This window comes from Microvirga terrae (assembly GCF_013307435.2).
Taxonomy (GTDB): Bacteria; Pseudomonadota; Alphaproteobacteria; order Rhizobiales; family Beijerinckiaceae; genus Microvirga; species Microvirga terrae.
In genome coordinates, this window is record NZ_CP102845.1 from 3909454 (window position 1) to 3932038 (window position 22585).

General features: G+C 58.0%; 19 protein-coding genes, 3 tRNA genes and 2 pseudogenes. 14 read left to right on the plus strand and 10 right to left on the minus strand.

Features of this window, described 5'->3' with window-relative positions; genetic code table 11:
- Nucleotides 1-125 precede the first annotated feature (125 nt).
- The 3 genes from HPT29_RS18320 to HPT29_RS18330 are packed head-to-tail and all read right to left on the minus strand — an operon-like array spanning nt 126 to nt 4002.
- Nucleotides 126-1904 carry a glycosyltransferase family 2 protein gene (locus tag HPT29_RS18320; RefSeq protein WP_432807259.1) on the minus strand — a complete coding sequence of 593 codons (1779 nt, stop codon included), beginning with the start codon at nt 1902-1904 and terminating at the stop codon, nt 126-128.
- Between the two features lie 30 nt (nt 1905-1934).
- The gene (gene galE, locus HPT29_RS18325) at nt 1935-2939 is read right to left on the minus strand and encodes a UDP-glucose 4-epimerase GalE (RefSeq protein WP_173947929.1); all 1005 of its coding nucleotides are present in this window, start codon (nt 2937-2939) and stop codon (nt 1935-1937) included.
- A 7-nt stretch (nt 2940-2946) separates the two neighbouring features.
- Entirely contained in the window at nt 2947-4002 is a 1056-nt protein-coding gene (locus HPT29_RS18330; protein ID WP_432807260.1) for a UDP-glucuronic acid decarboxylase family protein, read from the minus strand.
- 509 nt (nt 4003-4511) lie between these two features.
- Between HPT29_RS18330 and HPT29_RS18335 the strand changes: the two genes are divergently transcribed.
- From HPT29_RS18335 to HPT29_RS18345, 3 genes are all read left to right on the plus strand, one after another.
- Nucleotides 4512-4955 carry a DUF995 domain-containing protein gene (locus tag HPT29_RS18335; protein ID WP_173947931.1) on the plus strand — a complete coding sequence of 148 codons (444 nt, stop codon included), beginning with the start codon at nt 4512-4514 and terminating at the stop codon, nt 4953-4955.
- A gap of 97 nt (nt 4956-5052) precedes the next feature.
- On the plus strand, nt 5053-5589 hold the full coding sequence (locus HPT29_RS18340; RefSeq protein ID WP_173947932.1) for a DUF995 domain-containing protein: 537 nt from the start codon (nt 5053-5055) through the stop codon (nt 5587-5589).
- Nucleotides 5590-5643: 54 nt separating this feature from the next.
- The gene (locus tag HPT29_RS18345) at nt 5644-6561 is read left to right on the plus strand and encodes a glycoside hydrolase family 26 protein (RefSeq protein ID WP_173947933.1); all 918 of its coding nucleotides are present in this window, start codon (nt 5644-5646) and stop codon (nt 6559-6561) included.
- 20 nt (nt 6562-6581) lie between these two features.
- On the opposite strand, the gene HPT29_RS28665 is transcribed toward HPT29_RS18345, so the two are convergent.
- Nucleotides 6582-7892: a glycosyl hydrolase gene (locus HPT29_RS28665; protein WP_173947934.1), complete on the minus strand. Its 1311-nt coding sequence runs from the start codon at nt 7890-7892 to the stop codon at nt 6582-6584.
- A gap of 453 nt (nt 7893-8345) precedes the next feature.
- On the opposite strand from HPT29_RS28665, the pseudogene HPT29_RS18360 reads away from it, so the two are divergent.
- Nucleotides 8346-9554 (plus strand): annotated as a pseudogene (locus HPT29_RS18360) (IS3 family transposase).
- A 112-nt stretch (nt 9555-9666) separates the two neighbouring features.
- On the opposite strand, the gene HPT29_RS18365 reads toward HPT29_RS18360, so the two are convergent.
- On the minus strand, nt 9667-10119 hold the full coding sequence (locus tag HPT29_RS18365; RefSeq protein WP_173947935.1) for a winged helix DNA-binding protein: 453 nt from the start codon (nt 10117-10119) through the stop codon (nt 9667-9669).
- 1166 nt (nt 10120-11285) lie between these two features.
- On the opposite strand from HPT29_RS18365, the gene HPT29_RS18370 reads away from it, so the two are divergent.
- Together HPT29_RS18370 and HPT29_RS18375 are read left to right on the plus strand one after the other, a co-directional pair.
- The gene (locus tag HPT29_RS18370) at nt 11286-11771 is read left to right on the plus strand and encodes a winged helix-turn-helix domain-containing protein (RefSeq protein WP_173947936.1); all 486 of its coding nucleotides are present in this window, start codon (nt 11286-11288) and stop codon (nt 11769-11771) included.
- Nucleotides 11772-11804: 33 nt separating this feature from the next.
- A complete protein-coding gene (locus HPT29_RS18375; protein WP_173947937.1) occupies nt 11805-12320 on the plus strand; it encodes a transposase in 516 nt (171 codons plus the stop codon).
- A 532-nt stretch (nt 12321-12852) separates the two neighbouring features.
- Here the strand turns inward: HPT29_RS18375 and HPT29_RS18380 are convergent.
- Together HPT29_RS18380 and HPT29_RS18385 are read right to left on the minus strand one after the other, a co-directional pair.
- Nucleotides 12853-13062, minus strand: a complete 210-nt coding sequence (locus HPT29_RS18380) for a hypothetical protein (protein WP_173947938.1) — start codon at nt 13060-13062, stop codon at nt 12853-12855.
- 84 nt (nt 13063-13146) lie between these two features.
- Nucleotides 13147-13221, minus strand: a tRNA-Gln gene (locus tag HPT29_RS18385).
- A 147-nt stretch (nt 13222-13368) separates the two neighbouring features.
- Between HPT29_RS18385 and HPT29_RS18390 the strand changes: the two genes are divergently transcribed.
- From HPT29_RS18390 to HPT29_RS18415, 7 genes and pseudogenes are all read left to right on the plus strand, one after another.
- Nucleotides 13369-13445: transfer RNA gene (locus tag HPT29_RS18390), tRNA-Pro, on the plus strand.
- A 103-nt stretch (nt 13446-13548) separates the two neighbouring features.
- Nucleotides 13549-14259, plus strand: coding sequence for a tyrosine-type recombinase/integrase (locus HPT29_RS28875; RefSeq protein WP_432807261.1), 711 nt, complete (start codon nt 13549-13551; stop codon nt 14257-14259).
- A 66-nt stretch (nt 14260-14325) separates the two neighbouring features.
- Nucleotides 14326-15534, plus strand: a pseudogene (locus HPT29_RS18395) (IS3 family transposase).
- 702 nt (nt 15535-16236) lie between these two features.
- Nucleotides 16237-16716 (plus strand): ribonuclease HI, encoded by a 480-nt coding sequence (gene rnhA, locus HPT29_RS18400; protein WP_173947940.1) that lies wholly within the window; start codon nt 16237-16239, stop codon nt 16714-16716.
- Nucleotides 16717-16964: 248 nt separating this feature from the next.
- Nucleotides 16965-17462: a hypothetical protein gene (locus HPT29_RS18405; RefSeq protein WP_173947941.1), complete on the plus strand. Its 498-nt coding sequence runs from the start codon at nt 16965-16967 to the stop codon at nt 17460-17462.
- 471 nt (nt 17463-17933) lie between these two features.
- Nucleotides 17934-18086, plus strand: a complete 153-nt coding sequence (locus HPT29_RS18410) for an excalibur calcium-binding domain-containing protein (protein ID WP_259060751.1) — start codon at nt 17934-17936, stop codon at nt 18084-18086.
- A gap of 261 nt (nt 18087-18347) precedes the next feature.
- A tRNA-Pro gene (locus HPT29_RS18415) sits at nt 18348-18424 on the plus strand.
- 103 nt (nt 18425-18527) lie between these two features.
- Here HPT29_RS18415 and HPT29_RS18420 read toward each other — a convergent pair.
- Nucleotides 18528-19127: a site-specific integrase gene (locus HPT29_RS18420; RefSeq protein WP_173947942.1), complete on the minus strand. Its 600-nt coding sequence runs from the start codon at nt 19125-19127 to the stop codon at nt 18528-18530.
- A 48-nt stretch (nt 19128-19175) separates the two neighbouring features.
- Nucleotides 19176-19679, minus strand: a complete 504-nt coding sequence (locus HPT29_RS18425; RefSeq protein ID WP_173947943.1) for a hypothetical protein — start codon at nt 19677-19679, stop codon at nt 19176-19178.
- A gap of 545 nt (nt 19680-20224) precedes the next feature.
- Here HPT29_RS18425 and HPT29_RS18430 point away from each other — a divergent pair.
- A complete protein-coding gene (locus HPT29_RS18430) occupies nt 20225-20782 on the plus strand; it encodes a metallophosphoesterase family protein (RefSeq protein WP_259060152.1) in 558 nt (185 codons plus the stop codon).
- Between the two features lie 626 nt (nt 20783-21408).
- Here the strand turns inward: HPT29_RS18430 and HPT29_RS18435 are convergent.
- Complete coding sequence (locus HPT29_RS18435) at nt 21409-22266, minus strand: exonuclease domain-containing protein (protein WP_173947945.1); 858 nt, start codon at nt 22264-22266, stop codon at nt 21409-21411.
- Between the last annotated feature and the right edge of the window lie 319 nt (nt 22267-22585).

Here is a 22585-nt window from a genome sequence, read left to right on the forward strand (position 1 = left end):
CGTGAATTCGTATTAACCACTAAGCCCGACCCACAGCAGATGAGCCGAATTTAAGGCATTAACTCTGGGCCCGGCCACACCCCATTTGGTAACTCTGGACGCGACATCTTTATACACCTGATGTATCAGCGCTCATTTGAATGCAGCTTTGATACGACAAATGATGGAAGAAGGTTTCCCCCTCCTTCTATGATGGCGCGCGCGCCTGCTGGAATGCGGAGCGGTATGGCGAGTGACGGAGCGGCTACCACGGCGGCAATGATGAGCAACCGCGAGACCTCATGCCTGAGCCCAGAACCAACACGAGAATGGAGCGTCCTGTTTTCGTGGGCATGCATGAAAACGATGGTGAGTGTCACAAGTGAGTAGAAGACGCTATTGACGAGAGCGATGAAGTAGAAGCCGCGCGCCTCCTGTATGTCGCTCAGCAGCAGTGCGGGCAGCGCAGAGCCGATGGAGAGAATAACAAACGGGGCAACAACCCGCAGTGGCAATCTTGCTGTCGCGGCAGAGCCCTTCGGGGTGACGCGAAAATCAACCGCCGCCCCAGTCCACCAGTCCCGGAATGCGGTCAATGTGCCAATCAGGACCCATGGCCATCGAACGAGAGGATACAATGCAGCTTCCCAGCTGAGGACCTTCGTCTTTCGGGGTCGGCATAGACCGTGGCGAGCAAGTCGGATGATCAGGGCCGTCAAAAGTAGCGCTGGGGGAACGGCGTGGGCGATGAAATCGGGATAAGTAACCCTCGCCAAGTTAACATCAAAAATCAATGCAATCACCGGAACGGCAAACATCGCGAGCGACGTAATCGAGAGAAGCGGATACCACAATTGGCAGAAGAGAAACTGAAACTTGAGGTGCAATGGCAACTTGCGCAGCAGCTGCGGTGTATATTGGAGCAAAATCGTGACGAGGCTGCGTGACCACTGGAATTCCTGTGTGACAAGATCGGCAAAATTGGCCGGCCCATCACCGTGAGCAGTCGCATTCATCGCATGGACGCCACGCCAGCCGTGGGCCGCCATGAATAGTGTGGTCGAATGATCCTCAGCCAGTTCAGGACCGAGACCCCCAATGCTTCTCAATGCTGCAGTCCGCACAGCATAGTGTGAGCCTATGCAAAGCGGTCTCAAGCGATTGCTGTAGCCGGCTTGCATAGCACCATGCATAGGTGCCTCGATGAACAACCGGCTGCGAGCGGACCAGCTGTGCTCAGCGTTCTTGTCACAGATGCTAGGCGCAGACACATAACCTACGCCAGGATCGATGAAGGGCCTCAGCATCTCTTCAAGATACGTGGGATCCGGCACGTGATCTGCATCTAGCTGCGAAACAAAATCGTAGTTCTCGTAACCGAAGTGATCGTAGAAGTATGCGAGGTTTCCCTCCTTGCATCGTGTCCGGCGTGGCCATGTCGAACGGTGATAATCATCTCGTCCCTTGCGTGACGAAATTCTGACTCCGTGAGCCCCACACCACGCGACGGTCTCAGGCTGGGGGTCTTCATCAGCAAGCCATGTATCGTGCGCGTATGTCTGGCGCAGCATCGCCTCTAACGTCTCGCGCACAACCTCGAAGGGCTCACTCGGCGCCTTTGTGACGACCATCGCCACCCTGTAGTCTTGTGGAACCGGAATGTTTGGGTTGGGAACCCTTCCGAAGTAGAAGACCGCAAAGAAATAGATTGGGCAGAATGAGAGCCACCCGAGAGTCAATGTGATGGCGATATAGCGCCCAAGTTCGATGATGTGATCCGGCTGCAACCACCACAGCCAGAAGTCCCCGAGGGCTATCATCCATAGAACGCCTAGGATTCCGTACTCGACCTGCTGCCTGGTCGTCAGAACTGGAACAAGGAGAGCGGTTATCTCACCTGAGTTGATCTGGAATTGAGGTTTCACGAAAAGTCTTCGCTGTACGGACGCGCCTGTTTAGACTGCAACCCGAAATGGGGGCTGCAGGTCAAGGGAAAACCAGGGCGCCGCTGTCCTGACGATCGTATCAATGTCAGAGTACTTGGCTCGGAAACCCAGCTTCTGCTGAATCAGTGAAGGATCAGCATACAGGGCTGGAGGATCACCAGGGCGCCGTGGCTTGATCACAGTAGGTACCACGTACCCAGTGATACGGCTGACAGCGTCCACGATCTCCCTCACGGACAGTCCGCTGCCGGTACCCACATTCAATGCCAGACTCTCTCCGCCACCGAGAAGATGGCGGAGCGCCAAGACGTGTGCCGCGACCAAGTCACAAACGTGGATGTAGTCGCGGATGCATGTTCCGTCTGGCGTCTCATAATCATCGCCAAAGAGTTCGAAGCTGGTGGCTTCGCCTGAAGCAGCCATCAGAACCCGAGGGATAAGGTGCGTCTCAGGCGTATGTCGCTCACCCAGGTCTCCATCGAGATCTGCCCCACATGCGTTGAAGTAGCGTAGGGCGACATATCTCAGGTCGCACAAGGCCGCATAATCAGCCAGAAGCATCTCGCCGACCAGCTTGCTGCCGCCATAGGGATTGATCGGCTGCTGAGCGGTGGATTCTCGAATTGGAAGCACTTCAGGCGCACCATAAGTGGCGCAACTGCTGGAGAAGATCAGGTTCCCGATTCCGTGCTTCTCGCAAACCCTCAGCAAGGTCGATGTACCCATAATATTGTTCAGGTAGTACTTCGCCGGGTCGGCGACTGACTCCGCAACCGATGCACATGCTGCGAAATGCATAGCTGCGACAGGCTTGAACTCCCGGACAACAGCCTCAAGGCGATGCGTGTTGAGAATATCACCCGTGATGAGCGGACCCCAACGGACAGCATCCGCATGTCCGGTCGAGAGGTTATCATACGCGACGGGAATGTATCCTTGTGCAGCCAACTGCTTGCATGCATGGCTTCCGATAAAGCCTGCCCCGCCGGTCACCAGAATATATGGCTCACTCATGGGAACTCTACCTGGATGCAGCGGCGCTGAGAGGATGGCGATCGTCCGGATTTGCTACCGCAGATTCGAAGTAGTCGATTGTCTGAGACAAGCCATCCTTGAGAGAGATATGTGGAACCCAATCAAGAGAGTCTTTTGCGATCGTAATGTCTGGACGGCGTTGACGTGGATCATCGACCGGCAGGTCGCAATAAACGATGTTTGACTGAGAGCCAGTCATCTCAACAACAATCGAGGCGAGTTCTCCGATGGTGAATTCCGCGGGATTTCCAAGGTTCACTGGCCCATTAACAGCGTCCGGAGACGCCATCAGTCGCATCAGTCCATCGACCAGATCTGACACATAGCAGAATGAACGCGTTTGAGAACCGGAACCGTAGATGGTGATGTCTTCGCCCTTGAGAGCCTGCACGACGAAATTTGACACGACACGACCGTCGTCCGGGCGCATACGAGGACCGTAAGTATTGAAGATACGAGCCACTTTGATGCTAACACCGTGCATTCTGGCATAGTCAAAGAACAGGGACTCCGCGCAGCGTTTGCCCTCGTCGTAACAGGCGCGCGGCCCTGTTGAGTTGACATTGCCCCAGTATGTCTCCGGCTGAGGATGAACGGTAGGGTCGCCGTACACCTCGGATGTGGAAGCCTGGAGGATGCGTGCATTCGATATACGGGCGATCTCGAGAACGTTCAAAGCACCAAGAACGCAGGTTTTCGTCGTTTGAACCGGATCTGCTTGGTAGTGGGGAGGCGATGCAGGGCAGGCCAAATTGTAGATCTCGTCGAAGGTCCCGGCGTCGAGAGGTAGCACGATGTCGTGCCCAAGAACCGAGAGGCGTTTGTTTCGGAGCATTCCTCGAAGGTTTTGTAAATTGCCGGTGCTGAAGTTGTCGACGCAAACGACCTCATTGCCTCCTTCGAGGAGTCGTTCGATCAGATGAGATCCCAGGAACCCCGCCCCGCCCGTGACCAGAATGCGCTTTCGCGAGCCGCCCCGAGATGTAGCTCCATTGGATGGAAATTCTGATGGGACGCGCCACTGAAGGACGCGGGAACGCATTACACTTCCACCACTCATAGTGCCCCCTCGGCGCTCTTTCGCGTTTTGTTTGAACTCAGTTGCTGTCAGAGCGTTGCCCTACGCCAGCGGGACCCTTATATAGCGCCGAAACCGAAATGGGTAAAATTTTATTTAATTTTGATTAAAAATCTCTTGCTTCATACCGACCCGAGCCATATTTAGTTATCCATAGGGCTGAGCTTGAGCCCAAATAGTTCTGAAGTAGGCTTGGGCGGGCTATGCGTAATCATTTTGGTATTCTGGCAACAGGCTTCAGTTTCCTCCTGAGTTCAGTTGTATTGATGCCTGCTCAGGCAAGTCCCCGATCGGAAAGATGCTATTTATCTGCGCCGCCGCAAAAGGGTTGCGCGTCCTCTCATCTTCGCAAAAATCATGACAATAGAGTAGTGCGAGTTCAGGGCGCAGCCCCATCAAGGGAATCGACGTCTCGCAAGCGCACATTCTCGACTGCAGTTGTACACCGGCCGCGTGCTCCAGCGGCCCCTGACGTGACAGGCTCTCTGCCAAAAGGGGGCGAAAATGGACGTGATCTCACCGCATGGGAGTTGACGCAACTCTATAGCGATCGGACCTGGATCTGGTCGGAGGGCGGCGGCTATTTCGCCCCAGATGGAAGCTTCTACGCGGCGGTAGGATCAGACGCTCCGTCATCATATCTGGCACGTGGCAAGTGGCACACCGGAGCCAATGGCGAGATGTGCTTCCAGGCAATTTGGAATGGTCAAAGCGGCAAGAATGTCGAGCGGACCTGCTTCTACCATAAGATGGCTCAGGGGAAGATCCTTCAGAAGAGGGGCGACACCGGGTCCTGGTATGTTTTCAGGGGCTCTTCAGGACACAGGAATGAGTTCGATAAGATTTTGCCGGGCGATCGTATCAAAGCAAAGTTCGGCGAGGTTCGGGCGAAATATCTCTACGGCATTCTCATGTAAACCTTGGCTCCGCAGCCTTGGAGCACCGGCTGATCTGTCGCGATCAATCTGTATGAGGGTTCCTAGAGGCGGATTCATCAGCGAAGGAATTGTCTCGATGCGGCATCAACTTGGATTCTCTCATCTGCGGAAGCTGATGATACTCGGCGTTGTTTGCCTTTCAGGAATCGCGACCGCAGGTGCCGCAGATGCCAAGCCCACGAAAGGAGCCGCCTCGGAGGCGCCGGGCGGCAGACCGATGACCGCAGCTGAACTTCGCAAGCTTTACGGCGGGAAGACTTGGCTCTGGTCCAATGGTGGGGGCTACATGGATCCGAGCGGACGCTTTTATGCGGCCGTAGGGACCAAGCGCGCCACGGGGTCATTGGCTAGGGGGACCTGGGCGACGGACGGCAAGGGGAGAATGTGCTTCGAAGGGCGCTGGAAAACGCAGACGGGGAGCAACTCCGCCAGGACTTGCTTTACCCACTACGTGAACGGCGCTGAGATCTACCAGCGCCGGGCCCCCCGTGGAGCTTGGTATGTGTTCAAGCATGCCGAGGCACAACAGAATGACGAATTCAACAAGATCGTAACGGGCAACCGAATTGCCGAGCAGTTCGGCCAGATCAGGGCGGCTCTGGCCTCGCGGTAGTTTGTTCGGCGATCGGTCGAAGATGATTTGTTTTTTGCGTAAGGGGCCACAGAAATGAGACTCGAGATCGGACTTGCCGCATTGGCCTGCCTTATGTTTGCATCAAACATGCAGCGGAGTGCGCAAGCTGATAACGCGAGCCCCGTTCCGAAGCTCGGCGTCTACGATCCTCATAAGTTGCTCCGTGATGATACGAGTTTTTCGCTGGAGCACACGTTTCTTTACTGGCAGGATTTCAAACCGGAAGAGTACAGATCCTTTGCCCAGGATGCTGCCAAACGTGGGCGACAGGTACTCGTGACAGTCGAACCATGGACCAGAGCGCCGAACTGGAAGGACGGATCCGAGAAGCTTCTGACCAATGTCATCGAGGGCGAGTTCGACCGCGAGATTTCAGCGATCTGTCACGAGATCGGAGCTTCTGATGCTCCCGTGATGGTCAGTTGGGGACACGAGATGGATGAAACTCAGGGTCGGTTCCCATGGGCCAATAAGGATCCGCAGATCTTCCAGAAGGCTTACCAGCATTTCGTGGACCAGTGTAGGCCCATCGCGCCGAAGGCCCGGTTTGGCTGGACTCCAAAGGGTGAAGCCAATTTGGCTTCATACTATCCAGGTGACGCCTATGTCGATTTCATAGGCCTGACTTTGTTCGATCTTGAAGCGTGGAACATTGCACAGAACGATTCTCGAACATTCGCAGACAAGTTCGGCGCACTCCACGGACAGGTGGCAAATTTCGGCAAACCAATTGTCTTGGTTGAATTCGGAGTCGCCGGCACGGAAAGCTACGTAGAAAAGCAGCTGTCATGCGCCCAGGAAAAACTGCGGAGGTTCCCGCATGTCGAAGCGCTCGTTTACTTTAATGACCGAGAGACTTGGCATTGGCCTAAGCCACATGGCCAGCCAGATTGGCGCATCACCGACAGACGTCAATTTGGATGCCACCGCGAGTTTACCTCATTGCCGTAGGTCGAGTTCGGATCTGAGCGTCAGATAACAAAGATATCCGCCGCGCTCAGAGCCAAGCCCTTCTTGAGCAGGGCGATCTCTACCGCACTGTATTTGTTACCTGAGCCGTCCGCATCATACGAAAGGTATCCACTCTTCTTATTATATGTGATATAGTCATTCTTGTCCTTAGGCGCGTTCGTTGCAAAGAACTTCTTGCTCAACTCCTCTGGCGCGCTTGAAGAGCCCTTCTTTCCCAGCATCGGGAAAATCTTATTGTCGAGCCAGATAGTGTCTTCACCGACCCTGAAGTCCTTTATGGTGTCCAGGTTCGTCTTCTTGTTCGGCTTGGTGTCGAAGGCGAACACATCGTCGCCCGCTCCACCCGTCAGCGTATCGTTGCCAGTTGAACCCCAAAGCCGATCATTGCCGTCTCCTCCCGACAAAATATCGCTTCCGGCGCGGCCCTTGAACTCATTGTGCTCCGAGCCGCCAACCATCTTATCCTTCTTCGATGTTCCCGATTGGCTGACAAGGATGGGAGGAGCCTCACCGAGCGTGCTCCGTCCGCTGTTTAGATCATCGAAAACCTGGCCGACCTTTGTCAGACCACCGTTTTGGTCGAACAGCCCGCTATTTAGGTTCCATCCATCGCCGCCCTCGTAGGCTGCGAACCATGCATGCTTCTCGATGAACGGAAGATCGTCCATCATATGGGCACCCGCCAGTGCAAATGCCGCCTGCTCCTCCTCTGTGAATCGCCCCGGATTGCTCCAGTCAGCCAGACACCATTCGGTCACCCAGATGGGCTTGTTGTACTGCTTATAAACAGCTTCAAGCCACGCTTTGAACTCGTTGACGTCCTTGCTTTGCGAGAAATAGTGAACGGCAATGAAGTCAACGCGAAGGCCCGCATTGTCTACCTCAGTCATGAAGCGTCCAAGCCAAGAGTTTTCACCGAGGACCCCATGCTGTGTTGGGGCCGGAGAGCCTAGCCGCAGGCCTGTCGCTTCAAGCTGCGACCACAGTGCCACCGCCTGATCCACTGACATGTTTGCTTGATAAAGATCATCAGGTTCATTGAAGCCTAGGAGAGTGGTCGCCCCCGCGGCCTTTGCCTGCTCGATTTCCTTAAGATCAAGAGCGGCGCCACCCCAAACCATTGGGGCGTAGCTTGCCTGCTCGGGCGTCTCATCGACATCCCACAGCGCGCGCTCATCCCAGTTGTAATACCAGTTGAACTTCGCACGATCGACATCGTTGAGCGCGGTGCCGAGATTGTCCTTATCCCAAAGTCCGATTCCGATTTTCTCCGGATTGTCGATCCTATACGGAAGATTGCCGGTGGACATGTTAATTCACTCCAGACAACTGGCAGCTTGGATCGTCACTGAAAATAAGAGCATGAACGCGCCAATCACAAAGTAGGATATACTTCAACTTGGCACCCACAATGCATCGAATTCAGCACCCGATCCGATGGATGACTTGCTACGACCTTTCTCCCGACTATCGGATTTGCTTGTCATTCACATGGAAGCAACAAATGATCGAAGGAATAATCCGTCATGGACACCCTAGAGGCTCTCCAAGAGGAAGAAAATTCGGCTACACGCCATAGGCCGTATGGCCTAACGTCGATCGAGAGACTCAATTCCACTTGGCAGCCAATTCGCTGCCATGTGTGTACCGGTTACGGCCTGTTTGGGGGCAATTTGTTGTAGCCCCTCGAATTGAGCGGACAGGGCTTCCCACTTGGCTAAGTGATAGGCTTAACGTTGTGACTATGACTAACCCCACCCCCGATCGACATCCCGAGCGGCCCGGAACGGCGCTGCCGCAGGACGGCCGCCGGGAACGTGGCCATCATCAGCAAAACCTAGGAGCCGGGTGGCACCGCCACTCTGGTCACCCGCCGGCACCGCATTGCCCCGAACCAACTCTTTCACCGGCGCAAGCTGGCTGCCCAAGGCGCTTTGACGGCGGCTGGGCGTGGCGAGGAGGTCGTGCGGCCTCCGATTACCACGCTCTCCAGAACCACGTGCGCGAGCTGCAGCGGCTATTGGGCAGGAAGACGCTTGAGGCCGAGGTGCTCAAGGAGGCCTTGGAGGTGGCGGTCTCAAAAAAGGCTGCTGCGGTCCGTCTCGTTGCCGAAGGACGGTTCCCGATGAGTGTTGTCGCCGAGAACCTTGGAGTGGCGCGCTCGAACCTCATCAAGCAGACGCAGCCACAAATCTCCCGCTCGCGCGGCCGGCCGCCCTTGCCGGATGCCGCTGTGGTCGAGGAGATCAAGGCCGTGATCGCCACCATGCCCACCTACGGCTATCGGCGGGTGCATGCCGCTCTGGCGCGCCGAGCTCATGAGCAGGGCCGGGCCCCTCCCAACCACAAGCGGGTTTATCGGGTGATGAAGGTGCACGGCCTGCTGCTCGAGCGACATGCGGGCGGCGCTGAGACACGCCGGCACGACGGGCGCATCGCGGTCGCGCGGTCCAATCTCCGATGGTGCTCGGACGCATTTGAGCTCGGCTGTGACAATGGCGCGAAGGTGCGGGTGGCGTTTGCCCTGGACTGCTGTGACCGCGATGCGCTGGGCTATGTTGCCACGACAGAGGGGATCAAAGGCGAGGATGTCTGCGATCTTATGCTCAGCGCGGTCAAGCATCGCTTCGGGCCTGTGAACCGGCTGCCGCACACGATCGGGTGGCTGACCGACAACGGAAGCTGCTAGGTCAGGGCCAACCCGGTCGTTTGCCCGGGAGCTTGGACTGGAACCGCGCACCACGCCGATGGAGAGCCCGCAATCGAACAGCATGGCTGAGGCCTTCGTGCGCACGATCAAGCGCGATTATGCTCGCGTCAGCTCCTGCCCGGGTGCCTGCTCCGTGATGGCCGCGCTGCCAGGCTGGTTGGGTCATGACAACCATCTTCACCCGCATCGGGCTCTCGGCTATCGTGCACCCCGCGAGTTCATCGCGGCCCATCAAACCAAGGAAGCGATGTCCGCTCTTTAAGGGGCAACCACACGATTGCAGAGTGGCCATGATCAATGACCTTCATGTGGCCCTTGCTTGTGGGATATTGCCGGATGTCCACACCGAAGCATTCTGGCGTTACCGGCTAAGGCTACGCAAATTGATCAGCCTGCCGTCCTGTGAACATATCAAGCATGCTCAAAGTCGCCCTGCAGTTCTCAAGAGTTTCCCCGTCAACGGCTTTGGCGGCTAAGTCGCTAGCTAACCCTTCGTAGAAGGAGTCTAGTGCCTCCAGGAGTTTCTGACCTTTCGCGGTCAGCTTTATAAGAACAAGCCGACGATCATTCTCGGATCGCGATTGGTCGATGTAGCCGTTTTCCGTAAGACGTTTCAAGTTGTAGGAAATATTAGTACCCTGATAACAGCCGCGGATCATGAGATCCTTGGCGGTAACCTCCTGGGGCCCGATATTGAGCAGGATCATCGCCTGAACAGCGTTGATATCTTGGATCTTCAGTTGTGTGAGCTCAACCTGCAATCTATCGAGCGTTCGGCGATGAAGCCGTTCCGCAAGTGCAATCACAGCAAGATATTCTTGCTTCATGTATGCTTCCTGAATCCAACCGACAAATTGGCTCATCCGTTCAACTTGACTGTTAGCCTCGTCTCACAGCGAATCACATATAAATCCGTAATTCACCGTGCAATGGTGCACTCTATAGATCACGAGCCAACCATAACCGCGCACGTTGGTTGTTGCCTTCCTACTAGCATATACCGCCTTTGCTCCTCTGTCCCGAAGCCGAGTGATCCCGGCAACGGCTTCTCACCACATTCTCTTGAAGAAGGAGTGGAAGCTCCTTGAACTATCCTATCTTACGAAACGTTATTACATAATATGATATATTTGTCCGGCGTCTTCTTCCTCTATCACATCTTTAAGCTTCTAAGTCATACATACCGACAAATTCCTCGAAATCAGCAAGGCACCGGAGGCCGCTCGTTTGCCGAATTTAACATAAATAACTTTTGAGCCGAGTGGCCAATAACGATTGCGGCGAGCGCGGCGACAAAGCCCCTTCAAGATCTCTTCGCTTCATAACTTAGTTCGTCAACTGGACGTAGACGAACCTCTCCATCGTCACAATCAGGGTCATGTCAGGTTAGCAGAGGTCGATACCTCTGCAGGGTCTCAGACATGAGCAGGAAGCCCCAAACATATTGAGGTTTTCTCGACCCAGCTGAAATCATCAACGAAGCCATCTGGTTGGGTCACCGCTTCAGCCTCAGTTTGCGAGAAGTCGAGCTCATCCTGGCGGCCCTCTTATCCCCAGTCAGCGTGTCGTCTAAGTCAGAACCGACAACGTTCTCGAAGTTCACCCAAGCGTCCCTCTGGGAGTCGTTGACATCGCCGCCGCCTGCGCTGAGGCCGACCGAGACACATGCCCCGGAAAACCGTTAGGATACGGTGTCGATGCTCTCGCCGTCGTCCATCCCTCGTTTAAGGGCCACCTATGACCCTGGGATTTCTAGCGTCAAATGAGTAGCAGCGCCTTCTGGCTAGCTGCACACAATGTCGCCGACAGACGGATTGTTGTAGGCCGAGACGATAAGCCCCGCCATGTGAATGTACCAGTCGCTGCAGGCGTCACCTGTGTTCTGGCTGCCGTCGCGCAAGTTGATCACAAGTCCAGATGTTCAATCCACCTAATGATCTTCACGAAAGCGGTGTAATATAGGGCGGTGTCTATCCTCGTGAGGAGGTGCACGATGGGTGACAACGTTTGGCGCCCGGCGCATCTGACGCAGGGACAAATGGATGAGCGTCGTCTGGCGGCAGCGACGCTGTTGCGGCAGGGGCGGCTCTCCCAGGCGGAGTTCGCCCGACACCTTGGCGTGAGCCCGGCCAGCGTCTCGCGCTGGGCTGGCACGCTGGCGCAGCAGGGCCGGCGCGGCCTGGAAGCCCAACCCATCACAGGACGCCCACCGCGGCTCGATGAGACAGCCTGGGCCCGGCTGGGCCGGCTCCTGGATCGGGGCGCCGTAGCGGCAGGCTTTGGCACCGAGCGCTGGACTCTCACGCGCATTGCCGCCCTGATCGAGCGCGAGTTCGGGGTTCACTATCATCCCCGCTATCTGGAGCGGCCGCTCAAGGCGCACGGCTTCACTGTGCAACGTCCCGCCACACGGGCCAAGGAGCGCGACGAGTTGGTGATTGCGGTCTGGCCCAAGCGGGAATGGGTAGCGCTCAAATAAAAGGCGCGCCGGGAGCGCCGGACCATCCTGCTCGTGGATGAGACCGGCAACAGCTTCCGCGCCCGACCGGGTACGACCTGGGCCCGGCGCGGGATTACCCCGATCCTCCAGCGGGTGAGCAAGCGGCGCGAGGTGTCGAGCATTGTGGCGATCACGCCCGACGGGCGGCTCTATGCCAGACACGTCCGCACCTGCGTCTCGAGCCAAACCGTGATCTCGGCCCTGCGCTACTTCCGCCGCAAGATCGGCACGCCCCTGCGGGTGGTGTGGGATCGGCTCAATGCCCATCGGTCACAAGCGACCACCGCCTTCATCGCAGCCCACCCGCAGGATTATGCGGCGGCCTACCTGCCGGCCTATGCTCCCGAGCTCAACCCGGAGGAGCAGTGCAATGCCTGCGTCAAGCGCGCCATGGAGAACGCCCTACCTGGATCAGTCGCGGACCTGCACCGTCTGGTCCGCAGCGAATTCAGCCATCTTCAGCACCAACCTGAGATGATCGTCAGCTTCTTTCGCCACGCAGGGCTCTCCGTTGCAGGAATTCCGTGAAGATCATTAGGAGGTGTAGTCGCGATAGACGACGCCCGTGCAGCCATTCAGAACGTCTGCTCCCTCTCCCAATCAATCACCGTGTCATCGTCATCATTGCGGACGAACAGGCGGTCATTGCCGGCGCCGCCATACAAAATATCTCGCTATGCGCCAGCGTCGGACGTGTCGTCGCCTGCGCCCCCGTTCAGCGCATCCGTCAGGAGCATACTGCGCGATCGAGCTTTGGAGCCGCTCAGACTTCGGAGGCACAAAGCTCTTGCTACGTTAGAACTCCAGGATGGCCCTGACCTGGTCCGCCTCGGAGGGTTCAAACCCCTATGAGCGCAGCCAGTTGGCATCGTCAGGCGCGCCGGCCGTCCTCCCGCGTTCAGCGAGACGGCGGTAGACCATGCCGCTAATCCGGTTCGCGCGCTCACCCCTTATCGGATCAGGGCCTTCAAACACCCGGTCAACTATGGCGACGAGCTCAAGGTTTGGCGGCATGGCGGCGGGCAACTGCAACGAGGATCGCCCTCGCGCGACTGAACACCTAGGTCAGGTGGCCGCGCCGCATCTCGTCGAACACGACCTCGCTCATCGCGGTCAGCTCCGCTCCGATCCAGCGCGCCTCGGCCCAGTGGGTCGACTGCAGGCTAATCTGCAGGACCTGCCGTACGTTCGAGCCGGGAGCCGGCGCCGCCAGAAATATACCGCACCGCGACGCATAGGATGAGAAACGGCCGGCATGTGTGACACCCATGTGAGACAGGGATGTGCAGCAGTGCGGAGCGACTCGCCCAAAATCGGGCGAAAAAGCCACCCATTCCAGGAACTTAGGATGGTATGGCTGGGGCGCCAGGATTCGAACCTGGGAATGGCGGTACCAAAAACCGCTGCCTTACCACTTGGCGACGCCCCAATCGGTGTGGCGTGTACATAATCGGCCAGATGGCGGCTGGCAACACCGTTTTACGATGGCCACATATTGTCAAGAAAGGCTGAATTCTCCCCTTGCGGTGCTCTCCCCTCGCCGCTATAAGACCGGCCTCCCGAGAATCCTCGGTGTCGGAGTGTAGCGCAGTCTGGTAGCGCACCACGTTCGGGACGTGGGGGTCGCAGGTTCAAATCCTGCCACTCCGACCATTCTTAAGCTAGGGATTATAAGGGTTTAGGCCCTGCCCTGCCCCTCAAACAAACGCCTCGCAAGCCTCGCTGGCACAACGTCGGCACATCAAGGGGTTAAGCGATGGCTACAATCCGTAAGCGTGGGGATCGTTGGCACGGTCAAGTGCGGCGAAAGGGTTCTCCGAGTATCACCCGATCCTTCCTAAACAAGTCAGACGCCCAAGTCTGGGCAAGGCAGACGGAGCGTGAGGTTGATCGTCGTGGTCTTCCTGTGGACAGGAAGCCGCTGGAGCGGATCACCGTGGGTGAGATATTCACTCGCTACCGCGATGAGGTTATCCCCAAGAAGCGTGGTCGCAACAATGAAACAGTCGCCGTCAATGTCTTTCTCCGGCATAAACTGAGCCGTACTCCAATCTCTGAACTGACTACGACTCACGTTGCGACTTACAGGGATGAGCGCCTCCAAGCGGTGAAACCCTCCACTCTCAACCGTCAGTTAGACATATTCCGCCATGCGTTGGAGGTTGCGAGAAAGGACTGGGCGCTTCCGCTCAGCAGCAATCCGTTTGCCCTTATCAGCAGACCGAAGATCAGAGACGCTAGGGAGCGGAGACTGCAACCAGGGGAATGGGAACGGCTGGTCGCGGCGTGTCACCAGTGCCGTGGTCCTTACCTCCTCCTGATGGTGGAGCTTGCGTTAGAGAATGCAATGCGGCGTGGCGAACTGCTCAATGCCAAGTGGCGCGATGTAAGCCCGAGCAGAAGAACCCTGCATATCCCACTCACTAAGAACGACTACCCTCGCACCATTCCCTTGACTGGTAGGTGAAGTAGCCCCTGAATAGACCGGACACGATCTCCCACCTCTCTAAGAGATAGGAGTAGTGTTGGTGCTATGACTGGTTCTTCCCCGAAGATAGAGGTCCTCGACGGACCACAACGTCGCCGCCACTGGACGGCCGCCGAGAAGCTGTCCATCGTCCAGGAGACCTACGAGCCAGATGCCACGGTCAGCCTGGTCGCCCGCCGGCATGGGGTGGGGCCCAACCAGCTCTTCCGCTGGCGCAAGTTCGCCGCCCAGGGAGCCCTCACCGCCACCAGTGCCCAGGAGGAGGTCGTTGCCGCCTCGGAGTACCGCTCCTTGCAGAACCAGATCCGCGAGCTGCAGCGCCTGCTCGGCAAGAAGACGCTCGAAGCCGAGATCCTCAAAGAGGCGCTGGAGGTCGCCCCCGGGCCAAAAAAGCAGCTGTTGCGCTCGCTGTCGTGGCCCAGGGGCGGTTCGCGATGAGCGCCGTCTGCTCCACCCTTGAGGTCGCCCGCTCCAACATCGCCGAGCAGGTGGCCGGTCGGCCATCAAACCACCGGGGCCGTCCTCCGTTGCCTGACGCGGACCTGGTGAAGGCGATCAAGACAATCATCGGCAGCCTGCCGACCTACGACTACCGACGCGTGCACGCTCTCCTGACTCGCCAGGAGCAGGGCCGTGCTCCACCCAATCACAAGCGCGTCTACCGGGTCATGAAGGCTCACGGCCTTCCCCTTCAGCGGCACGCGGGTGGAGCCGAACAGCGCCGGCACGACGGGCGCGTGGCGGTGGAGCGCTCCAATTTGCGTTGGTGCTCGGACGGGTTCGAGATCGGCTGTGACAATGGCGAGAAGGTGCGGGTGGCGTTTGCGCTCGACTGCTGCGACCGCGAGGTGCTGGGCCATGTGGCCACGACCGAGGGGATCAAGGGCGAGGACGTGCAGGACCTGATGATCACGGCGGTCGAGTACCGCTTTGGGCCGGTGAGCCGTCTGCCGCAGACGATCGAGTGGCTCTCGGATAATGGCTCGGGCTACATCGCCCATGAGACGAAGAGCCTGGCACGGGAGATGGGGCTCGAGCCCCACACCGGTGCAGAGCCCACAAAGCAACGGCATGGCCGAAGCCTTTGTGCGCACGATCAAGCGCGATTACGTCCGCGTCAGCCAGATCCCGGACGCCCAGACGGTGCTGGTCAGCCTGCCGTTATGGTTCGAGCACTACAACAGCCTTCACCCGCACAAGGCGCTCGGGTATTGTTCACCACGTGAGTTCATTGCCTCACGTCAACCGGGATGATCTGTCCGATATTTCAGGGGCAACAACAGATCCATGAGGGTTCATCCGTGGTCGCTAGACGGTCTACCATAGGTGATGCCGCAGGGAAGATCGTCCATGAGACTGATAGGGAAGGACCGAAGTTCAAACCCTATCGACCTATGTCAAACCAAGTAACACGCCAGAGGGTGAGGCAGGAGGCAAGGACGCCCTTAATGAAGAAGGATACAACGAGGTTTATCCAACTGCCGATCCCACTTTCCTTCTTCCAGCCGCACCTGTTTGGCGATTAAGCCACATACTAAGACGCAGCCCACTCGGAAGCTCATCAGGGTATCTGAGGGGGTCTGCCGATCCGTGGGTTTGTCAGGGTATTTTAACAAGCTCGGATCAATCCTCACCGACCGACGAAGGCTGATGCTAGGATCGTCGTTGCATATGCCGACATAACAAAGAATGGACCAAGCACAGAAGCCGACACAAGCAGGACCAGTGAGTTTTTGAGGGTACGCATCGTGAGGCTCCTTCAACGTTCAGTTTCAGACTGCTCTCATAAAGCTAACCAACAGTTAACCTTGGCAGTAACCATCTTGTTGAGAGTATGCGTCTACAGCAGATTGAAGGCCCCCACAGTCGAGCGACATTAACGCCTTCCACTGCTCATTCCCGCTTCCTGCCCCTTCGAGGGCGATCCAACTTCACCAACCAATTGACTGAAAAAACATGATTGACGAAGCAACCACCCAAGCCATTGTCTTCACCGATGGCGCTTGCCTCGGAAACCCCGGACCGGGAGGCTACGCAGCCGTAGTCACGATTGCAGGACAGGAGCAGATCATTGTCGGGCGTGATCCTTCGACCACGAACAACAAGATGGAAATGACCGCAGCGATCAAAGCCCTTGAAGCCGTTCCGCACTCGACCCCAATCATCATTCACAGTGACAGCCAGTACGTTATCAAAGGAGCTACCCAATGGCTTCGCGGCTGGAAGGCTAAGGGCTGGCGTAAGGCAGATGGTAAGCCTGTGTTGAACCAAGAGCTTTGGCTAGAGATAGACAGGCTGATCCAAGGTCGGAAGATCACCTGGCAATGGGTTAAGGGTCATGCCGGGCATGAGCAGAACGAGCGGGTTGATGGGCTGGCTAATACAGAGGCTCAGATGGCAGCTATGGCGATTGGGTTCGCAGGAAGAGCAAGGTAACGGCTCGCCCTACGCTTAACACCCACCCTCTCAGAAACCAACTACGGCTACTGAGAGGGATTGCTGATCTGTGGGTTTGTCAGGGTATTTTATTGGATCGCCTGACGGGTAGCCTTCTCAGCTTCGACTGGAACCCCTAGAAACGAAGTGGTTAAGGCTAGTCCTAGCAGTCGAAGTCTCTCGGCTTGACATAAGAAGGGCTTAGATGATCTTTCAGTCTTTGTGACGTTGTTGCCTAGAGGCTTTGAATGTCATCAGTTGAAGAACCAATGATTTTGCAAGCGCCTCGGTATCGGATGGCAGCCGTCGGCTCCGGTATGATGGCTCTCGCGATTTTGCTCCTATCGGATATGCCGAACATCTACGACGGGCTTATACGAGGAGACAAATTCCGATGGCTCCTAGCTCTTCCCCCTATGGTTCGAGTATCTATCATGGGCGGGATTGCGGCTATCAACCTGATAGGCTCCATCTATCTCTTGCTCTGGGTTCTGTATGCAAAGCCAATAAAGCTATCAAGCGCAGGCGTTGATGCTTATCCGCGAATATTCTGGCGCAGCTCCATCAGTTGGGGTGACGCGGACGCCATCGAAGTCGGCAAGCAGTATGTGAATGTTAGGTCCAAGCGAGGCTCTAGCAGTTCGCCCGTAATACGTATTCCGGTTCGTCTGGCGCGTTCTTCGAGAGATATTCTTGAGTTTATAGCTCAATACCGTCCTGATCTTACCCGTCCGTACCTCACCTAATAGTCTCAGGGTAATTTGAGCCCGCCTGTAGAGTCCTTGCGACACTCATGAGGCTGAGCGACGAGAAGCGGCTTTACAGCAGCAGTTGAAATTTTGTTGCAGCAATCTCTGAGCCTATCGCTCAACCTTGTTTCAGCCCCATTACCCCCTCCGGTACGTGCTAATCAGAACAGGATAAGCGTAGCCATTTAATCCTGTTACGCTATAGTTCTCCCTCGCGGGGGGCCTATGAGAATGACGCCTAGTCCATGGACTGTTCAGCAACGTCGTGACCCTGAGGCGGAACTGCGTCGGCTTAAGAGCCGCTTCCAGAAGGTGTCAAACTACTACTTCCGCAGCCTTAAGGTCCGACGTTCCTACCACTTTGCTGCTCTTGTTATGTTGGTCGCGGTCGGCTCCTTCGCCGTGACTTGGACACTGATGACCTACAAACCGTGGTCTGCCCCGTCGTCTGGTTCATGGACCGCATCGATGTACGCAAAGCATATCGCGGCTGTCCCCAACTGTTCTGCCGCTCGTCTGGTCGGCTTAGCCCCAGCTTACAAGGGGCAACCGGGATATTGGCCTTGGCATGACCGGGACGGGGACAATTGGGCTTGTGAGCCATACCCTCGCCGCTGGTAGCTTCAAATCGCGGCCGGGTGCCTGTCGGAATTTTACAGCAAAAATCCCTGAGCCTATCGCTCGATCCAAGCTCAGCTTATTTCCCCCCTTTGGGTGGGTCTCGGATTTGAGTGGCACAATCTTGGCACACCTGGCACATTGGAGCAGTCACCATCAAGCTAAGCCGAGGCTTGCTCTCATTAGGCCAGCCGTGATACTCACCATCCTAACAGCTTGGTTTGCAAGGCTTCTTTGCTTGATGCGGATCAGCTTTGGAACAGTCGGAGTGTAGCGCAGTCTGGTAGCGCACCACGTTCGGGACGTGGGGGTCGCAGGTTCAAATCCTGCCACTCCGACCATTCAAACCTTTGATCTGTAAGGGTTTGAATGGTCGGCCGCCGCGACCAAGTTTTCCCTGACCAACTATTCAACCAAAGATTGCTTCCGAAATCGAAGGATCGCTTACCCCGTCCTTCGCTTGCGCCCGCGCCCGTCCATGGCCGCCCTCGCCCCTTCCATGTGCGCCGGGCTGTCGTGGCCGTAGCGCCGCTCCAGGACCTCGACCGACATCCCGAGGTAGCCCGCCAACTCCCATACGTCGACGCCCTCCTGCATGCCCCACGTGGCGGCCGTGTGCATGAGCGTGTGGCGCACGACGTCGTCGCCCAGGCCGAGCTCGTGGACGAGATTGGAGAAGGCCCGTTGCGTGGTCCCGACCGGCTTCCCCCGCCACTCGACGACGTACCTCTGCCCGAGCACATGGTGCCAGCGCCAGAGGTGCGCCACGAGCCGGTCCGGCAGGCGGACGGTGGGGCATTTCTTGTTCCGGGCCTCGGTCTTGCCCAGGGCCTTGCGGTGGAAGATCGCCACCCGCTTGCCGTCCTCTTCCTTGAGCTCGACCCAGGGCTTGCCGATCTCGGGGATGAAGGAGGCCGAGCAGATCGCCCCCGACCGGGTGCCCGCGCACAGGCTGACCAGGATGAACCTGGCCACGTGCCGCGGGCAGAGCTTGTCGGTCTCATGCCCCTTCTGGACCTCGACCTTCCGCCAGGCGTGCAGCACCAGCCGGGCGGCCTCGGCCTTGGTGAGCCAGCGCTCCCGGCCCTGGGACTAATCCAACAGCGTGACCTTGACCATCTCGCGCGTGAGGCCGTCCGAGATCGCCAAGTTGACGGCGGCCCGGAGGTCCTCCAGCTCCCGCCTGGCGCCGCCCTCGGTCACAGTCCTATCCTTCACCGGGCGCGAGTGCCCCCGCCTCGCCGGCTTGCCGTCCTTCCCGCTGCCCAGGCGGGCGTGCGCCTTCCACGGCGTGCCGACCCGGCTCGCGACGTACTGGGCGCAGGTCACGCTGTCGATGTCCGACAGGGTGCGGTCGCCCCACCACTCCAGCAGGACGACCGCGCGCTGCGCGACCTCCTCGAACCTCGCGACCTTGCCCTTCTTGGCATCGAGGTAGCGCGAGATCACGTCGGCGATCTGGACTTTGTGCGCCGGCTGGTCCTTCAGCGTCGACGGCTGGTGCAGGGAGGCCCTGTACTCGGCTAGCGCTTCGAGAGCTCTGTCGCTTTCATCAGGGCCGCAGCCAGTGCTGGAGATCTGCTCCCCCTTGTGCATGACGATCCAGACGCCCCCGCGCTCGATGCCGTCGGTGCGATGCGCTCGCCCCGGAGCCAGATGTATGGCGTGCCCCTTCCTGTGCTGCCGAGGGTGCGGGGCTTCTTGCGCCTGCTGGCGCGTCGAGGCTTGGGTTCGGGCCGCAACGGTCTCTCCACTCTATCAACTGGTTTCTCGACAGGAACATCAGCCGTCCCCTGCGCTTCGGATGGAGCTCCCACCGCTTGATGGCGCCGCGGAGTATGGCCACGGTGACGCGCCCGTACAGCTCCGGCACGTGCTGCGCGACCTCCAGCGGGAGGGGCTCGTCCGGGGCGGCCTCGGCTGGGTCGGCGGTCGGGATGATGTCGTATCCGGCGACGATGAGATGAAATTCAGGCATGCCCCAGACTCTCACACGGGCGGGTCCCGTGAAGAATCCCGGGGGTCGATGGTTAAGAAAACTGCCCCGGTTCCTGTGAGCCCAGGGGAAACTCTAAGTCATTGATTGCAGCTGCAGAATCGTTGTGCAATCCTTCCGGGTTCACCCAGGAAAGGAGAGCCTCGTGGCAACTTGGTTTACCAGCGACCATCATTTCGGCCATGCGGCCATCCTGTCGCCTACGATGCACTGCCGCCGCGGCGACCACTTCGCCTCGATCCAGGAGCACGACGCCGAGCTCGTGCGCCGGTGGAACGAAGTCGTCGCCCCGGACGACGAGGTTTTCCACCTGGGGGACTTCGCCCACAGGACGAGCGAAGAGTATGCGCGGGCTGTGTTTGGCAAGCTGCACGGGCGGAAGCATTTGATCAGGGGCAACCACGAGCGCCTCGGGGACAAGCTGCCCTGGGCCTCGAAGCAGGACTTCCTCGAAGTCACCGTCGATGGTAAGCATCTCGTGTTATTTCATTACGGAATGAGGGTATGGCCGAGGATGCGCCGGGGATCACTGCACCTGTATGGCCACAGCCATGGCGCACTGCCCGGCTGCTCCCAGTCCCTGGACGTCGGGGTGGACGCCTGGGGCTTTCGGCCCGTGCCCCTGGCCGAGATCCTGGCCCGCATGGCGACCCTGCCGCCTGCGTACCCGGAGGGCCGGGACGACGAGGAAGAGGCCGCGTAATCAAATCGTCAGAAACGGGCGCCCGGATAACCGATCTGCGGCGCCCGTAATCGTTTTGCAGCGGTAAGCATCCTGAGACATCCGGCCTCCGGATAAGTGATCTGAGACGTTCGTAAGAGGTTTTAGACCCTCGTCGCTAAGGAGCCGTGTCGACAAGGGCTCTGAGATCCCGCAGGCGGTGCTCCCATAACAGATAGGCGTCCTTCTCGTTCTGGGCGATCTCGCGCAGATCGACCGAGAAGACACGCGTCAACACCCGGATCACCCCGATGTTAATGCATCGGGAGGGATTGTCCGGAGCGGCAGCCTAGGCCGCGCAGGCCTAAGCGCGGGAGCCGGTTCGGACTCCTTGACCGGCTTCGAGGCGATGGTCTTCGAGCATGCGGTCGAACCCGGCATAAGGCTTTTCCTCCACGGCCCCGCCCTCGGCCTCCGCAGCCTTCCGCGCCACTGGGGCCCAGGCGAAGATCACGTCGTACCAGCGGCGAGGAGAAGAGCCTGGCGATGCGGGTCATCCTCGGCAAGCTAATCAGCGGCGCCATAGACTGTACCCTTTAGCCGGCGCAGATAGGCGTCCCTTGACTCGCCGCACCTGCGCGCGAGGCCATAGTCGTCGATCAGACAGCTCATCCAGACATTCTGTTCTCGATTTCAGCGACCAAGCCAGGGATGCATTGCGCCACAAGGCGGCAGTCAGTCAGGGCTTCATGGCACTTGTCCCGGCTGCTCCTGTCGACGCCCAGGCGCTCGCACAACGCATCCAGAGAGGCCTTCGCCTCGGGCCATAGCAGCTTTGAGATGACCCAGGTATCAACGAAGGCATTCTGGATGGGGCCGCGTCCGCACAGGGCGAGCTCGGCGTTGAGGAAGCTGATGTCGAACAGAATGTTGTGACCGAGCAGAACCGGTTTCTCGTCCCAGAATGGGTCAAGGGCATCATGGATTTCGTGCTGGTACTTCGCGAACGGCAGGAACCCCTCCAAGAGGGACTCGGTGAGGCCATGAACCCGCTCGGCCTCCGGCGTTGACCGGCGACCCTCTGGATCGAAGAACCGAAGCCATTCGTCGCTCTTGCTTACGACCCCAGCCCGTGAGCGGGAGGTCGAGCCGGGCTCGTCCGGCCAGTAGTAGTGCATGGCTGTGAGCATCGCCATGGACAGGACACGGTCGCCACGTGCGGGATAGAGCCCAGTTGTCTCCATGTCGATCACCAGGAGAGGCTGCGTCAGGAGCGCGAGGGCTTCCTCCAACGTGGGCAGGGGGTAGGACGTGACGACGGGCTCGATGTGGCCGTCGCGCGTCCGCTGCTCCGACACGTAAACGTAGGCGGCGCGGCCGAAGCGGACCGCGCGGTCATCGATCACCATTTGGCACAGGTGCTGCTCGCGGGAGCGCAGCGCCCGCATGGTCTCGCGGATGTTGGCGAGCTCGTCGGCGGGGTGGAGCGTGGCGATCTCAGGCAGCATAGGGTTCATCTCCGTCATTGTCATACTCCTCATTGCGGGAGGCGCTTGTCTCCCGAACAGACCAAGCCGCGCAGCCGTCAGCGGCGTAACACGCCACTCCCAACTTGGCCCGGCCTTTGCTTCGTTACAGAAAGCACACCGAATTCCTCCCTCACTCTCATGTAAACATGCCACAGATTCGCGTATAGTCTAGATCTCAAGCGCCTTATGATGTCATTGGTGTAAAAAACTGATGATTACACTGAAATCATTACATGATGCCACGCATCAAATTATTTGATTAAAACAGTAATTTTTCTCAAATCTATGGAGCTTGTATGTTGAAATTATAATTCAC

Excerpts from the sequence above, each read along its gene's own strand:
- galE (WP_173947929.1), bottom strand. The coding sequence starts at position 2,939 with ATGAGTGAGCCATATATTCTGGTGACCGGCGGGGCAGGCTTTATCGGA.
- HPT29_RS18330 (WP_432807260.1), bottom strand. The coding sequence starts at position 4,002 with ATGCGTTCCCGCGTCCTTCAGTGGCGCGTCCCATCAGAATTTCCATCC.
- HPT29_RS18340 (WP_173947932.1), top strand. The coding sequence starts at position 5,053 with ATGCGGCATCAACTTGGATTCTCTCATCTGCGGAAGCTGATGATACTC.
- HPT29_RS18345 (WP_173947933.1), top strand. The coding sequence starts at position 5,644 with ATGAGACTCGAGATCGGACTTGCCGCATTGGCCTGCCTTATGTTTGCA.
- HPT29_RS28665 (WP_173947934.1), bottom strand. The coding sequence starts at position 7,892 with ATGTCCACCGGCAATCTTCCGTATAGGATCGACAATCCGGAGAAAATC.
- HPT29_RS18365 (WP_173947935.1), bottom strand. The coding sequence starts at position 10,119 with ATGAAGCAAGAATATCTTGCTGTGATTGCACTTGCGGAACGGCTTCAT.
- HPT29_RS18370 (WP_173947936.1), top strand. The coding sequence starts at position 11,286 with ATGGGTGACAACGTTTGGCGCCCGGCGCATCTGACGCAGGGACAAATG.
- HPT29_RS18380 (WP_173947938.1), bottom strand. The coding sequence starts at position 13,062 with ATGGGTGTCACACATGCCGGCCGTTTCTCATCCTATGCGTCGCGGTGC.
- HPT29_RS28875 (WP_432807261.1), top strand. The coding sequence starts at position 13,549 with ATGGCTACAATCCGTAAGCGTGGGGATCGTTGGCACGGTCAAGTGCGG.
- rnhA (WP_173947940.1), top strand. The coding sequence starts at position 16,237 with ATGATTGACGAAGCAACCACCCAAGCCATTGTCTTCACCGATGGCGCT.
- HPT29_RS18405 (WP_173947941.1), top strand. The coding sequence starts at position 16,965 with ATGTCATCAGTTGAAGAACCAATGATTTTGCAAGCGCCTCGGTATCGG.
- HPT29_RS18410 (WP_259060751.1), top strand. The coding sequence starts at position 17,934 with ATGTACGCAAAGCATATCGCGGCTGTCCCCAACTGTTCTGCCGCTCGT.
- HPT29_RS18425 (WP_173947943.1), bottom strand. The coding sequence starts at position 19,679 with ATGCACAAGGGGGAGCAGATCTCCAGCACTGGCTGCGGCCCTGATGAA.
- HPT29_RS18435 (WP_173947945.1), bottom strand. The coding sequence starts at position 22,266 with ATGACGGAGATGAACCCTATGCTGCCTGAGATCGCCACGCTCCACCCC.